Origin of the sequence: Streptomyces sp. NBC_01298 (assembly GCF_035978755.1) — a bacterium.
Classification (GTDB): Bacteria; Actinomycetota; Actinomycetes; order Streptomycetales; family Streptomycetaceae; genus Streptomyces.
The window spans coordinates 6024928-6039505 of record NZ_CP108414.1; the positions used below are offsets into that span (position 1 = coordinate 6024928).

The 14578-nt window shown below is 74.1% G+C and carries 11 protein-coding genes; 7 read left to right on the forward strand and 4 right to left on the reverse strand.

The genetic code is table 11. The annotated features are described in order from the left end of the window. Nucleotides 1–276: 276 nt before the first annotated feature. Complete coding sequence (locus OG730_RS27375) at nt 277–3333, reverse strand: glycoside hydrolase family 84 protein (protein ID WP_327306725.1); 3057 nt, start codon at nt 3331–3333, stop codon at nt 277–279. A gap of 398 nt (nt 3334–3731) precedes the next feature. Between OG730_RS27375 and OG730_RS27380 the strand changes: the two genes are divergently transcribed. The 3 genes from OG730_RS27380 to OG730_RS27390 are packed head-to-tail and all read left to right on the forward strand — an operon-like array spanning nt 3732 to nt 6325. Beyond that, nucleotides 3732–3980, forward strand: a complete 249-nt coding sequence (locus OG730_RS27380) for a hypothetical protein (RefSeq protein ID WP_327306726.1) — start codon at nt 3732–3734, stop codon at nt 3978–3980. Nucleotides 3981–3995: 15 nt separating this feature from the next. After that, nucleotides 3996–6065: a 4-alpha-glucanotransferase gene (locus OG730_RS27385; RefSeq protein ID WP_327306727.1), complete on the forward strand. Its 2070-nt coding sequence runs from the start codon at nt 3996–3998 to the stop codon at nt 6063–6065. A 20-nt stretch (nt 6066–6085) separates the two neighbouring features. Then, nucleotides 6086–6325 (forward strand): hypothetical protein, encoded by a 240-nt coding sequence (locus OG730_RS27390; protein WP_327306728.1) that lies wholly within the window; start codon nt 6086–6088, stop codon nt 6323–6325. 99 nt (nt 6326–6424) lie between these two features. On the opposite strand, the gene OG730_RS27395 is transcribed toward OG730_RS27390, so the two are convergent. Further along, the gene (locus tag OG730_RS27395; protein WP_327306729.1) at nt 6425–6916 is read right to left on the reverse strand and encodes a MarR family winged helix-turn-helix transcriptional regulator; all 492 of its coding nucleotides are present in this window, start codon (nt 6914–6916) and stop codon (nt 6425–6427) included. A 128-nt stretch (nt 6917–7044) separates the two neighbouring features. Here OG730_RS27395 and OG730_RS27400 point away from each other — a divergent pair, with 128 nt between their 5' ends. From OG730_RS27400 to OG730_RS27410, 3 genes are read left to right on the forward strand one after another with little or no spacing between them, the layout of a single operon-like run. Further along, nucleotides 7045–7995: an EamA family transporter gene (locus OG730_RS27400; protein ID WP_327306730.1), complete on the forward strand. Its 951-nt coding sequence runs from the start codon at nt 7045–7047 to the stop codon at nt 7993–7995. Nucleotides 7996–8046: 51 nt separating this feature from the next. Continuing rightward, a complete protein-coding gene (locus OG730_RS27405; RefSeq protein WP_327306731.1) occupies nt 8047–8964 on the forward strand; it encodes a DMT family transporter in 918 nt (305 codons plus the stop codon). Nucleotides 8965–8974: 10 nt separating this feature from the next. Further along, nucleotides 8975–9877 carry a LysR family transcriptional regulator gene (locus OG730_RS27410; RefSeq protein ID WP_327306732.1) on the forward strand — a complete coding sequence of 301 codons (903 nt, stop codon included), beginning with the start codon at nt 8975–8977 and terminating at the stop codon, nt 9875–9877. Nucleotides 9878–10051: 174 nt separating this feature from the next. Here OG730_RS27410 and pepN read toward each other — a convergent pair whose 3' ends face one another. After that, nucleotides 10052–12622 carry an aminopeptidase N gene (pepN, locus tag OG730_RS27415; protein WP_327306733.1) on the reverse strand — a complete coding sequence of 857 codons (2571 nt, stop codon included), beginning with the start codon at nt 12620–12622 and terminating at the stop codon, nt 10052–10054. Between the two features lie 139 nt (nt 12623–12761). Here pepN and OG730_RS27420 point away from each other — a divergent pair, with 139 nt between their 5' ends. After that, the gene (locus OG730_RS27420; protein ID WP_327306734.1) at nt 12762–13271 is read left to right on the forward strand and encodes a DUF1203 domain-containing protein; all 510 of its coding nucleotides are present in this window, start codon (nt 12762–12764) and stop codon (nt 13269–13271) included. Between the two features lie 78 nt (nt 13272–13349). On the opposite strand, the gene OG730_RS27425 is transcribed toward OG730_RS27420, so the two are convergent. Continuing rightward, nucleotides 13350–14378 carry an aspartate-semialdehyde dehydrogenase gene (locus tag OG730_RS27425; RefSeq protein ID WP_327306735.1) on the reverse strand — a complete coding sequence of 343 codons (1029 nt, stop codon included), beginning with the start codon at nt 14376–14378 and terminating at the stop codon, nt 13350–13352. Between the last annotated feature and the right edge of the window lie 200 nt (nt 14379–14578).

Consider the following 14578-nt stretch of genomic DNA (forward strand, 5'->3'; position numbering starts at 1 on the left):
CCCGTTGCCGCTGCGCGGGGCGGAGTCCCCTACCCGCCCTTCCACCGTTCCCCGGGGCTGTACCCCGGACCCCCTGGGGCTCCGCCCCAGACCCCGCGCCTCAAACGCCGGCGAGGCTGGATTTTGGCTGGCGTCAGCCGCACCAGCCCCTCCGGCGTTTGAGGAGCGGGGGCGCGGGGGCGGGCCCCCGGAACGGCGCCGCGCGCGGCAACGGGTCCGGGGCGGAGCTCCGGGGAACGGTGGAAGGGCGGGTAGGGGACCAGCCCCGCAGGGTCGTTACGGGGCCACCGCGAAGGCTTCCGCGCCCAGCAGGCTGCAGCCGTAGCGGGTGGCCCGGGCCTCGCAGGTGACCCGGACGAAGCGGGCCGGGGCGGCCGCCGGGTCCAGGTGGACGGAGTCCACCCCGCCGCGGGACGCGACCGTCGCCGACGGGTGCCAGGCGACACCGTCGGAAGAGGTCTCCACCCGGAACCGGGACGGGTAGGCATCCTGCCAGCGGAGGCGGAGCAGACCGATCCGTGCCGCGGCCGGCAGCTCGGCCTGCCACCAGGCCCCGTCCTCCGCGGGCGAGGACCACCGGGTGGAAGCGGAATCGTCCAGCGCCCCCGACGCGGGGAACGCCGGGGTCTCGTCCGCCGAGGACGAGGCCACGGCCGCCCGCAGCAGGTTCGGGCCCGCCGTGCGCGGATGGGCGCGGACCTTCAGGGTGTGCGTCTCGGAGCCGAAGACGACCGGGACCTCGTAGGTGCCGGGCGCCGTGCCCGCGGCCACCGTGACCTCCACCGGGACGATCGCCGTCGTACCGCGCGCGGCCGCGGCCGTCTGAGGCAGGCGCACCGAGATGCCCGGCGGCGGAGTCGCCGACAGGGGCCCGTGGACCTCGCCGGGACGCAGCGCGGACAGCTGCGCCGGGATCCGCTGCGCGCTCCCGCCGATCTCCGCGTCCACGGTGTCCGGCAGCTCGAAGCGGGCCTCCGGGCCGTCCGCCGTCCACGGGACCACGCTGTGCACGGCCGGGGCCGGGCCCGACCAGACGAGCCGGACCGCGTCGGCCCGCAGGCCGCCCACGTCCGCCTGGGTCCAGCCCGACGCCGCCGCCTCGGCGACCTTGCGCCAGCCCTCGCCCGGTACGTGGGCCTCGATCACGGCGCCCCGGCTGCCCGCCGGCAGCGGGTCCGTCATCACGGTCACCACCGACACCGGCCGGGCGGTGGGCAGCGCGACCGTCCACGCGTCGGCCTGCCGGGTCACCGTGCCCGGCACGCGGGCCGCGCCGGTCCACGCGTCGGCCTCGGCCGCGGCCCGGGCCAGGAAGGGGTCCAGCACCGCCTTGTCGACCCGGGCGGTTTCCGCCCCGTCCGCCCCGGACACCAGCGCGCGGGCGGCGGTGAGGGCCTGCGAGGCCCGCCAGGCCGCCGCCCCGTCCCCGCGGCCCTGCGCCTGGAGGACGTCGAGGGCCAGCTCCCCGGCCGCCCCGTAGCGGGCGAGCCGCGACAGCCAGGGCCCCGCCTCCTGCGCGAGCGAGGGCAGCCGGTCCGGGGCCTCGCGCAGCACGCGGAAGGCGGCGCGCAGCCCTTCGCCCGCCGCCGGGTCGCCGGCGCTCCGGGCCCGCCAGAACTCGTCCATCAGCGGGACCAGGTAGGCGGACTCGGGTTGGGCGAGGCCGGAGGAGGCGTTGTTCCCGGCCAGCGCGGCCAGGGCCTCGCGGGCCTTGGGATCGGGTCCGGCGAGCGAGGCCACGGCCGCCGCCCAGGAGTCGGAGGCCCGGTAGCCGCGCGGGTTCCAGGTGAAGTCCGCCGCCGTGAACAGCGGGATGCGCGACAGCGTGCCCTGGGGCATGGCGTTGGCCAGCACGGCCGCGGAACCGCCCGCGACCACCGGGTCGCGTCCCGCGTACGGGCCGAGGAAGATCCGGCCCGGGTCCCAGTCGTTGACCGGGTAGTTGTCCATGGTGACCAGCGGGTGCTGCCCGAGCGCGGAGCGCGCCGCGGTCATCTCCGGCCCGGTGATCGTGCGCGGCAGCACGCCGACGCCGGTCCAGGCCACCTCGACCCGCCCGTCCAGGTCCTGGGCCAGCGCGGTCCGGTAGGGCGTCGCACCCTCCTGGTAGTACTCCGTCGGCAGCAGCGACAGCGCGGGCGCCCCCGGATAGCGCCGGGCCAGGTGCGCGGCCAGTTCGCCCGCCACCTCCGCGTGCGCCTTCGCGGCCGCCGCCGGGCCCCTGCCGTAGCGCTCGCGGTCGGCCCGGCAGCCCCACTCGGTGTAGCTGACGTCCTGGAACTGCACCTGGAACGCCCGGAACCCGAGGTCCCACATGGCGTCCACCTTGCGGGCGAGTGCCGCCCGGTCCGCCGAGGAGGCCAGGCACATCGACTGCCCGGGCGACACCGCCCAGGCGAGCACCACCTTGTTGGCGCGCGCCCGCTCGGCCAGCTGCCGCAGTTCGGCGGCCTGCGCCGCCGGGTAGTCGCGGCGCCACTCCGTGGTCCGGTACGGGTCGTCGCCGGGCGCCAGCAACAGCCGGTTCAGCTTGGTGCGGCCCATGAAGTCCACCTGCGCGAGCCGCTGCGCGGCCGTCCACGGAGTCCCGTAGAACCCCTCCGTGATCCCGCGCACCGGCGCGGACGGCCAGTCCCGTACGAGGACCCCGGGCACCTTTCCGCCGCCCTGGGCGAGCAGTTGACGCAGCGTCTGAGCCGCGTGGAACAGTCCGTCCTCGCCGGCGCCGGCCAGCGCGACCGTGTCCCGCCCCTCGACGCGGCCCACCGCCAGCCGGTAGCCGCCCGCCGGGAGGTCGCCGGCCGCGTCCGCGCCCAGGGCCCGCAGGGACCGCTCTGTGTCCCCGTCGCCATGCCCCTGTAGCCGTACGACGGGGCCCGCGGCGGGCAGCGGTTGCCCCTCGGCCCGCTCGTGCAGGGTCCGTACGCCCGCGCCGCGCAGGGCGTCGCGCACCACCTGGGCGGCGTACGGGTCCACGCCCGCGGGCAGGACCAGTACGGCCTCGGCGCCCAGCGGCACCGCGCGCGCCGGGTCGGCGGCCGTCGACTGCGGCCGGGGATACACCGCGGGGCCCTCGGCGGCGGCTCGTGCCGGATCGGAGCGGGGGTCGGGCAAGGGGGCGGCGGCGGGCACGGGCGCCGGGTCGCGCAGCGCGGCGGGAGCCGCGGGCGCGGCAGGCGCCGATCCCGGGTCCGGGGCGCCCGGCGAGTCCGGCGCGGTCGGCGCGGCGAAGGCGGTGGGGGGACCCACCACCGCCGAGCCGCTCAGCAGGGCGCCGATGACGGCGACCGCCGCGGCCGTGGCCGTGGCCCGCTTGCTGCCCCTGGTCTGCACGGAGCCACCCCGTCCCGAGTCGTCCCCCGCTCGTACGAATGAGCCAGACCCCACCATCCGTACGCCGGGGTGTCAACGCCGGCGGGTGATCTGACCTGGATCCGCCAGGAATGGGGTGCCGCCGACTGGGTAGGGCTGGGATGTCCTCCGGGCCGCGCGCCGGAGGGCGTTCCCGACGTTCCCGCACGCCAGGGCCGGTGGCTCCGGACGCGTGGTGATCGGAGCGGAGCTCCGCAACACCTCCCGTGCGCGGCGCGAACGCAGGCACGTCTGTGTGAATTCACGGCTCGCGCCGGAGAATTTCCGCTGTCGGTGGTGCGCGGACGGCGCACGGACCGACACAGTGGGAGCCATCCACGGGTCCTGACCGATCCTCACGCACGAAGGAGTGCCTGCCGGTGAACACCAAGGCTGTGAAGACCACCAACGACACCACCGCCATATCCGCCCCGAAACGGCGTCCGCCGCTCGCCCACCTGCCGGCGCAGGCCGACCCCAACGAGCGGAACCTGCGGACCCTGACCAGCGAGCCGTCGCTGGCCGACGCCGCGCACGCGCCGCTGACCAGTGAGCCCCCGCTCGTCTGCGAGGCCCCGCTGACCAGCGAGCCGACCACCCATGCCGCGGCGGCCGCCGCGGGTGACTAGACGACAAGGAACCTGATGGACGACCTCGCCCGGCTCGCGGCCCTGTACGGAGTCGCCACCACCTACCAGCCCGCCGAGGACGTCACCCTCCGGGTCCCGGAGACCACCGTCGCCGCCGTACTGCGGCAGTTGGGGGTGGACACGGACACCCCCGAGTCCCTACGCGCGCACCTGGCCGCCGCCGAGCACGACGCGGCGCACCGGCTGCTGCCGCGCGTGCTGGTGTGGTGGGCCGGCTCCCGGCCTCCCGTGGAGCTGAGCGCGCTGCCCCCGGGGACCCGGACCCTGCTGGAGCCGGAGGACGCCACTGCGGCGGCGGAGGGCGAAGCCGAGGTGGCCGGGGCGCCGGGGGCGGGCGGCCGTGCGGCGCCCTGGAGCGCGGCCGACGCGGGGGAGCCGCCGCTCGGGGTGCACCTGATCCACGCGGAGGCCCCCGACGGCCGCACCGCCACGGCCACCCTGATCGTGGCCCCCGACCGGGCCCCGGCGGCGCCCGAACGCACCCACGGGCTGCTCGTCCAGCTCTACTCGGTGCTCTCCGAACGCTCCTGGGGCATGGGCGACCTGGGCGACCTCGCGGAGCTGGCGCGCTGGGCGGGCCGCGTCCACGGAGCCGGCTTCGTCCAGGTCAACCCACTGCACGCGGCCGTGCCCGGGACCCCGACCGACCCCTCCCCGTACCGGCCGTCCTCGCGCCGCTTCCCCGACCCGGTGCACCTGCGGATCGAGGACGTCCCCGAGTACGCCGACTGCCCGGACCGGGCTGCCCTCGCGGAACTGGCCGACCGGGGAGCCCGGTTGCGGCGCGAGGTGCTGGAGAAGGGGGCGCTGATCGACCGGGACGCCGTCTGGGCCCTCAAGGCGGCCGCCCTGGAGCTGCTGTACGCCGTCCCGCGCAGCCCCGAACGGGACGCGGATTACCGGGAGTTCCGTGCCGCGCAGGGCGCGGAGCTGGACCGGCACGCCGCCTGGTGCGCCGGGCACGCCGGGGAGGACCCGGAGGTCCGGGCCGACTTCCACCGCTGGCTGGTCTGGCTCACCGACGCCCAGCTCGCCGCCGCCCAGCGGGCCGCCAAGGAGGCGGGGATGGCGGTCGGCATCGTGCACGACCTGGCCGTCGGGGTGCACCCGGAGGGCTCGGACGCCACCGGCGCCCCCTTCGGAGCCCCCCACTACGCCCGGGCCGTCTCCGTCGGCGCCCCGCCGGACGCCTTCAACGCCCGCGGCCAGGACTGGGGGCTGCCCCCGTGGCGGCCCGACCGGCTGGCCGCCACCGGCTACGCGCCGCTGCGGTCCCTGCTGCGGGGGGTGTTCCGGTACGCGGGCGCCCTGCGGATCGACCACGTCATGGGACTGTTCCGGCTCTGGTGGATCCCGGAAGGGGCGCCGCCCGCCGAAGGCGCGTACGTCGCGTACGACGGGGAGGCGATGCTCGCCCTGCTGGTCCTGGAGGCGCACCGGGCCGGAGCCCTGGTCATCGGCGAGGACCTCGGCACCGTGCAGCCGGGAGTCCGTCAGGCGCTGGCCCGGCGCGGGGTGCTGGGCACCTCGGTGCTGTGGTTCGAGCGGGACTGGGGCGGCGACGGGGAGCCGCTGGAGCCGGAGCGCTGGCGGGCCGACTGCCTGGCCACCGTGACCACCCACGACCTGCCGCCCACCGCCGCCAAACTGGCCGGCTCCCACGTGGAACTGCGCGACCGGCTCGGCCTGCTGACCCGGCCGGCGGAGCGGGAGCGGGCCGAGGACGCGGCCGACACCGCGCGCTGGCTGGACGTGCTGGAGGACCTCGGGCTCGACACCAAGGGCGAGGAGGCCGCCGTACGGGCCCTGTACGCGTTCCTGCTGCGCACTCCGGCCCGGCTGGTGGGGGTGTGGCTGCCCGACGCCGTGGGCGACCGGCGACCGCAGAACCTGCCCGGCACCTGGGACCAGTACCCCAACTGGCGGCTCCCGGTGGCCGACGCGGAGGGCCGGCCGCTGAGCCTGGAGGCACTGGCCGCCTCGCCGCGGGCGAACGCCCTGCTGGGGGCGGTGCGGGGGGCGGCGGGAACCCGTACGGCACCCCCGGGCGCGCGCGGCGTTTAGGTGTTCGCTACGTTTGCACCGTGGACAAGAAGAACGCTCTGCGCGCCGGCGCCGTCACGGCCGGAACGACGCTGATGATGCTGCTCATGACGTCTCCCGCCCTCGCGGTCACCCGTGACGACGGCGATGACCCGGGTCCGGGCCTGAGCGTCGCCGAGACGCTCGGTCTCTACGTGGCCACGCCGATCGTGCTGTTCCTGATCATCGCCGGTCTGGTGATGGTCGGCGACAAGTCGCGCAAGACGCAGAACGAGAGCTGACCGAAGACCGAACGAAGGCGCCGGGTGTCCGTGAGGACACCCGGCGCCTTGTCGTATCCCGGATCGGTGAGAGCGGGGCCGCCCGGCGGATCGTGTGACCTACGGGACCCCCGCCATCACCTTGCGCAGCAGGCCGGTGAGCGCCGCGGTCTCCGCCGCGTCCAGCCCGGTGAGCGCCGCGCGCTGCACCTCCAGGCCCGCCTCGACCGCCTCGTCGATGAGCGCGAGGCCCCGGTCGGTGATGGTCACCCTGAGCCCGCGCCGGTCGTCCGGGTCGGGGCTCCGGCGCAGCAGTCCGGCCTTCTCCAGTTTGTCCAGCCGTCCCGTCATCCCGCCCGTGGTGAGCATCAGCGTGGCCGAGAGCTGGCGGGGCGAGAGGGTGTACGGGGTTCCGCTGCGGCGCAGCGTGGCCACGACGTCGAACTCCCCGCGCGAGATTCCGTAGCGCGCGTAGGTCTTGTCCATCGCGTCGCCCATGGTTCTGGAGATCCGGTAGATCCGGCCGAAGACGGCCATGGGCGCGGTGTCCAGTTCGGGTCGCACCGCGAACCACTGGTCCGTGATCGCGTCGACGGGGTCCTTGTCGGTCATGGGCGCAGTATCCGGCTTCCGCTGATTCGTTGGCAAGAAAGTTGCTTGCGGAAAAGTAGCTTAGCGATAAGCTACTTCCAAGTGAGCTACTCGCTCGAGCTACTCGTCCCTGCCGGAGGAGCGCCGCCGTGAAGCGCGTCACCACCATCGCCCTGACAGCCCTCGCCCCCATCTCCTGGGGCTCCACCTATTTCGTGGCCTCCGAGCTGCTGCCGCCCGACCGGCCGCTGTTCACCGGCGTGATGCGGGCCCTGCCCGCCGGGCTGCTGCTCACCGCCCTCGCGCGGAAGCTGCCCGCGGGGCAGTGGTGGTGGAAGGCCGCCGTCCTGGGCGGGCTCAACATCGGCGCCTTCTTCCCGCTCCTGTTCCTCTCCGCCTACCGCCTGCCCGGCGGGGTCGCGGCCGTACTCGGCTCCGCGGGACCGCTGTTCGTCGTGGGGCTCGCCGCCCTCCTCCTGGGCGAGCGGGCCAGGCCGCGGACCGTGCTCGCCGCCGTCGTGGCGGCCTTCGGGGTGGGCATGGTGGTGCTGACCGCGCAGGCGCGGCTCGACCCGGTCGGGCTGGTGGCCGGCGTGGTCTCCTCCGCCTCGATGGGCGCCGGCATCGTCATGACCAAGCGGTGGGGGCGCCCGGAGGGCGTCGGCCCGCTGGCCATGACCGGCTGGCAGCTCACCGCGGGCGGCCTGATGATCATCCCGGTCGCCGCGCTGGTGGAAGGGGCGCCGCCGGCGCTCGACGGCGGGGCCTTCCTCGGCTACGGCTACATGATGCTGATCAACACCGGCATCGCCTACTGGCTCTGGTTCCGCGGCATCGGACAGCTCAGCGCCACCTCGGTCACCCTGCTGGGCCCGCTCTCGCCGCTCACCGCCGCCGTCATCGGCTGGGCCGCCCTGGGGCAGGCGCTGTCGCCGGTGCAGGTGCTGGGCATGGTGATCGCCTTCGGCGCCACCGTGGCGGGGCAGCTCGCGGCGGGCTCGGCGGGTGCGCCGCGACCCAAGGCCGTACCTTTCGGTTCTGCTGAAGAAACCAATCGAAATGTTTCGATGGACCTGACGGGTTCCCCGGTGCGACGGTAGACCGACGAACCGACACTCCGAACCCCGAGGGGGAGACACACCGTGGCCGTCATGGACCCAGTCCGCACCGTCCCGCAGGAAGCAGCACCCGGCAAGGCGAAGAAGGGGGCCGCCGGTCTCGGCGTACTCCTCGCCCTGCTCGCGACGGTCGTCTGGTCCGGCAGCTTCGTCGCCACCCGCGGCATGGCCGACAGCATCCCGCCCGTCCAGGCCGTCTTCTGGCGCTGGGTGATCGCCACCGTCGCCGTCGCCCCCTTCGCCGCCCGGCAAGCCTGGCGGCAGCGGGCCCTGATCCGCAAGCACTTCGGCTTCATCGCCCTGGCCACCCTCTTCGGCGTCACCCTCTACAACACGCTCGTCCACCAGGCCGGCCTGACCACCTCCGCCTCCAACATGGGCATGATCATGGCCGCCTCGCCGGTCATCATGGCCCTGTACGCCCGGCTCGGCGGCGAGAAGCTCGGGGCCCGGCGCACCTTCGGACTGGCCCTCGCGGCCCTCGGCGTGCTCCTGCTGGTCGGCAAGGGATCGATCCGCTTCGACTTCGCCGCCGGCGACCTGTGGATGTTCGGCGCCGCCCTGTCCTTCGCCACGTACAGCGCGCTCCTCAAGCGCAAGCCCGCCGAACTGGGCGGCCTCGCCTTCCTGCTCACCACCTTCGTCCTCGGCGCGCTGATGCTCGCCCCGGCCTACGCGGTGTCCGTCAAGGTCCAGGGCGGCTTCCAGGTCACCCCCTCCACCGCCGGAATGCTCCTGTACGTCGGCGTCTTCTCCTCCGCCGTCGCCTTCTTCGCCTGGAACAAGGCCGTCTCGATGATCGGCGCCGCCCGCGCCGGAGTCGTCTACTACCTCCAGCCGGTCTGCGTCGCGGGCCTCGGCCTGCTGCTCCTCGGCGAGACGACCGGCCCGACGAAGCTCCTGTGCATGGCGCTGATCCTGGGCGGCGTGGGTCTGGGTGCCCGGCGGTAAGTTCGGTCCCATGATCGAGTGGGACATCAAGAAGCTGCGGATCCTGCGGACCCTCGCGGAACAGGGGACCGTGACCGCGACGGCCGAGGCGCTGCACATGACGCCCTCGGCCGTTTCGCAGCAGCTGACCAACCTGGCCAAGACGCTGGGGGTCCCGCTGCTGGAGGCGCAGGGCCGCCGGGTGCGGCTCACCGACGCGGCACACCTCGTACTGCGGCACGCGGAGGCCGTGTTCGCGCAGCTGGAACGGGCCGACGCGGAACTCACCGGATACCTCGCGGGGGAGGCGGGCGAGGTGCGGATCGGGGCCTTCTCCACCGCCGTACCGGTCCTCGTGGTCCCGGCGGTCGCCGCGCTGAGGCACTCGCACCCCGGGGTGGAGGTCCGCGTACGGGAGACCGAGGCGGCCGAGTCCTACGAGCTGCTGTCCGCCGGGGTCGTCGACCTCGCCCTCTCCCTGGCCGCCCACGCCCCGACCGCCCGGGACCCGCGCTTCACCCGCAGGACCCTGCTGGAGGACCCCCTCGACGTGGCCCTGCCCCCCGACCACCCGCTGGCCGGAGCCGGGGAGCTGCGGCTCGCGGACCTGTCCGGGGACCCGTGGATCTACGGCGGCTCCGGGCCCTGGTCGGAGATCACCCGCAACGCGTGCGAGGCGGCGGGGTTCGTGCCCGAGCAGGCGCACTCGGCGTCGGGCTGGACGGCGATCCTGGCCATGGTCGAAGCGGGGATGGGGGTGGCGCTGGTGCCCCGCATGGTGGCGAGCCGCGCCGCGGGCGTGGCCGTCCGGGACCTGCCCCACGACCGGCCGACCCGGCACGTCATCGCCGCCCTGCGCAGGGGCTCGGAGTCGGCCCCGGCGGTGGCGCACGTCCTGGCCGCCCTACGGGCCGTAGCCGCGGCCCGGCCGTAGCTGTCGCTGCGGGTGGGCGGCCCTGGGGGGGCAGAGTCCCCTACCCGCCCTTCGCCCGTTCCCCGGGCTCCGCCCGGACCCGGTCCTCAAACGCCGGACGGGCTGAAGAGATCAGCCCCGCCGGCGTTTGAGGCGCGGGGTCCGGGGCGGAGCCCCAGGAGCGGCGCGAGCCGGTTACGCCCGGGCGTCGGCCGCCTGGGCGGTCAGCGCCCGCTCTACGCCCGCGCGGGACTCGGAGACGAGACGCCGCAGGGCCGCGTTCGGCTCGGCCGAGGCCAGCCAGGCGTCCGTCGCCGCGAGGGTCTCCGGGGAGACCTGGAGGGACGGGTAGAGCCCCACCGCGATCTGCTGGGCGATCTCGTGGCTGCGGGTCCCCCAGATCTCCTTGACCGCCGCGAAGTACTTCTCCGTGTACGGGGCGAGGAGTTCGCGCTGGTCGGTCTGGACGAAGCCGCCGATCACCGCCTCCTGCACCGCGTTCGGGAGCGAGTCGCCCTCGACGACCGAAGCCCAGGCCTCGGCCTTGGCCTCCGCCGTCGGGCGCGCCGCCCGGGCGGTCGCCGCGTGCCGCTCGCCCGCCGCGGTCTTGTCCCGCTCCAGCTCGGCCGCGATGGCCGGCTCGTCGGCGACGCCCGTGGCGACGAGCCGCTCCAGGAACGCCCAGCGCAGCTCGGTGTCCACGGCCAGGCCCTTGAGCTCGGCCGAGCCGTCCAGCAGCGCCGCCAGGTAGGTCAGCTGCTCCTCGGTGCGGGCGGTCGCCGCGAAGGCGCGGGCCCACGCCAGCTGGTGGTCGCTGCCCGGCTCGGCCGCGCGCAGGTGCTCCAGCGTGGCCTCCGTCCAGACGGCCAGGCCCTGGTCGCGCCAGGCCGGGTCGGCGTACAGCTCCACGGCCAGCTTGACCTGGCGGTGCAGCGACTGGACGACGCCGATGTCCGACTCCTTGCCGATGCCCGACAGGACGAGGGCGAGGTAGTCGCGGGTGGCCAGTTCGCCGTCGCGGGTCATGTCCCAGGCCGAGGCCCAGCACAGTGCGCGCGGCAGCGACTCGGTGAAGTCGCCCAGGTGCGCGGTGACGTTGGCGAGGGACACCTCGTCGAGGCGGACCTTGGCGTACGACAGGTCGTCGTCGTTCAGCAGGACCACGGCCGGACGGGTCCGGCCGATCAGCTCCGGCACGTCCGTCAGGTCGCCGTCGATGTCCAGCTCGATGCGCTCGCCGCGCACCAGCTTGCCGTCGGTCAGGTCGTACAGGCCGACCGCGATGCGGTGCGGGCGGAGCACCGGCTCGCCCTTGGCGCCGGCGGGCAGCGCCGGGGCCTCCTGGCGGACGGCGAAGGCGGTGATGGCGCCGCTCTCGTCCGTCTCGATCTCGGGGCGCAGGATGTTGATGCCGGCCGTCTCCAGCCACGCCTTCGACCAGGCGGTGAGGTCGCGGCCGGAGGTCTCCTCCAGGGCGCCCAGCAGGTCCGACAGGCGCGTGTTCCCGAAGGCGTGCGCCTTGAAATAGGCCTGCACGCCCTTGAAGAAGGCGTCCTGGCCGACGTAGGCCACGAGCTGCTTGAGGACCGAGGCGCCCTTGGCGTAGGTGATGCCGTCGAAGTTGACCAGGACGTCGTCGAGGTCGGTGATGTCGGCCATGATCGGGTGCGTGGAGGGCAGCTGGTCCTGCCGGTACGCCCAGGTCTTCATGGAGTTGGCGAAGGTGGTCCACGCGTGCGGCCACTTCGAGTCCTCCGCGTACGCCTGGCAGGCGATGGAGGTGTAGGTGGCGAACGACTCGTTCAGCCAGAGGTCGTTCCACCACTCCATGGTGACGAGGTCGCCGAACCACATGTGGGCGAGCTCGTGCAGGATCGTCTCGGCGCGCGTCTCGTACGCCGCGTCCGTCACCTTCGAGCGGAAGACGTACTGGTCGCGGATGGTGACCGCGCCCGCGTTCTCCATCGCGCCCGCGTTGAACTCCGGCACGAAGAGCTGGTCGTACTTCGCGAAGGGGTAGTCGTACGCGAACTTCTCCTGGAACCAGGTGAAGCCCTGCCGGGTCACGTCGAAGATCGCGTCGGCGTCGAGGAACTCGGCGAGCGAGGGACGGCAGTAGATGCCGAGCGGGACGGACTGCCCGTCCGTGCCCTCGTAGGAGCTGTGCACCGCGTGGTACGGGCCGACGATCAGGGCCGTGATGTACGTGGAGATGCGCGGGGTGGGCTCGAAGCGCCAGATGTTGTCCGCGGGAGCCGCGGGCGTCGGGGAGTTCGAGATGACCGTCCAGCCCGCGGGGGCCGTCACGGTGAACGCGAACGTCGCCTTCAGGTCGGGCTGCTCGAAGCTCGCGAACACGCGGCGCGCGTCCGGGACCTCGAACTGGGTGTACAGGTACGCCTGCTCGTCGACCGGGTCGACGAAGCGGTGCAGACCCTCACCGGTGTTGGTGTACGCGCAGTCGGCGACGACGCGGAGCTCGTTGGCCCCGGCGGCGAGGTGGGCGAGCGCGATCCGGGAATCCCGGAAGACGGCGGCCACGTCGAGCGACTTGCCGTTGAGGACGACCTCGTGCACGGCCGGGGCGACCAGGTCGATGAAGGTCTCGGCGCCGGCCTCGGCGGACTGGAAGCGCACGGTGGTCACGGAGGGGTACGTGCCGCCTTCCTGCGCGCCGCTGAGATCGAGCTCGATCTCGTACGAGTCGACGGTGAGCAGCTTTGCGCGCTGCTGAGCCTCTTCACGGGTCAGATTCGTGCCTGGCACGCGGTCATCTCCTTCGATGGTGACGTTCCGGCCCATCCTTCCACGCGGGCCGGGCCACCGTGCCGGAGTAATCCACGGGCGAAACTCGACGTCCGATTTCCGCCAGCTCCGACCGGTCCGACGGAGCACCCTGGACCCCATGACCACCCACGTGACGCCCCACACCGTGCTCGCCATCGCCCCTCCCGTGCTCCGGGCCCTGCGCACCCTCGACGACGCCGGGCGGCCCTGCGCCCCGTACGAGGACCCGGAGGGCGGCGCTCCGCTGCGCTGCTGCCTGCGCCGCAGCGTCCCCGGCGAACGGATCGCCCTCGTCGCGTACGCCCCGCTGCGCCGCTGGGCCGCCGCGACGGGCGTCGACCCCGGGGCCTACGACGAGCAGGGCCCGGTGTTCGTCCACGCCGACGACTGCGGCGGACCGGCCCCCGAGGCCGGACTGCCCTTCGGGCACCCCGGCGCCCTGCGCACGGCCCGCCGCTACGACGCCGCGGGCCGCATCCTCGGCGGGCGGGTGCTCGACCTCGCCGAGGACCCGGACGCGGTGGTCGGGCGGGCGCTGGCGGAGGCCTTCGAGGATCCGCGGACCGCGCTCGTCCACGTCCGCGCGGCCGAGTTCGGCTGCTACCTCTTCGAGGTCCGCCGGGCCTAGAGCAGGGGCGCCAACGCCGAAGGGCGGCACCGTCACGGTGCCGCCCTTCGCCGGTGCGAGCGGGGATCAGATGCCTGATCAGCCGCGCAGCTCCTCCGCGACCAGCTCCGCGATCTGGACCGCGTTCAGCGCGGCGCCCTTGCGGAGGTTGTCGTTGGAGAGGAACAGCGCGAGGCCGTTCTCGGTGGTCTCGTCGACGCGGATGCGGCCCACGTACGAGACGTCCTGGCCGGCGGCCTGGAGCGGGGTCGGGATCTCCGAGAGCTCGACGCCCGGGGCGTCCCCCAGCAGCTCGTAGGCGCGCTCGACGCTCAGCGGGCGGTCGAAGCGGACGTTGACCTGGAGGGAGTGGCCGGCGAAGACCGGCACGCGCACGCAGGTGCCCGAGACCTTGAGCTCCGGGATCTCCAGGATCTTGCGGGACTCGTTGCGGAGCTTCTGCTCCTCGTCGGTCTCGAAGGAGCCGTCGTCGACGATCGAGCCCGCGAGCGGGATCACGTTGTAGGCGATGGGACGCTTGTAGACGGCGGGCTCGGGGAACTCCACCGCGTCGCCGTCGAAGGTCAGCTGGTCGGCGGCCTCGGACACCGCGCAGGCCTGGCCCTTGAGCTCGGCGACGCCCGCCAGGCCCGAGCCGGACACGGCCTGGTAGGTGGTGGCGATCAGCGCGGTCAGACCGGCCTCGTCGTGCAGCGGGCGCAGCACGGGCATCGCGGCCATCGTGGTGCAGTTCGGGTTCGCGATGATGCCCTTGGGGCGGTTCTTGATCGCGTGGGGGTTGACCTCGGAGACGACGAGGGGGACCTCGGGGTCGCCGCGCCAGGCGGAGGAGTTGTCGATCACGACGGCGCCCTGGGAGGCGACCTTCTCGGCGAGGGCCCTGGAGGTGGCGCCGCCCGCGGAGAAGAGCACGATGTCCAGGCCGGAGTAGTCGGCCGTGGAGGCGTCCTCGATGGTGATCTCGCGGCCCTCCCATTCGAGGGTGGAGCCGGCCGAACGGGCCGACGCGAACAGGCGCAGCTCATCCACCGGGAACTTGCGCTCGGCGAGGATGCCGCGCATGACTCCGCCGACCTGTCCGGTGGCTCCGACGATTCCGACCCTCACGGTGACTCCTCTGGTACGTACGACGCGGGCGCGCGTGAAGCCATCATGCGTTCGACCCCACGAGCCTTGTCCAATCCATTGTCCGAGGAGCGGACGGTGTTCTGCGTGTGAACCCCCGTGACAACTCCGTGGCGGCCGTGTTGCACCGCCGCCCGGCGCGCATTTCGCCTGGTCGAAGCCGGTTACGGTCCGGTCTGTCG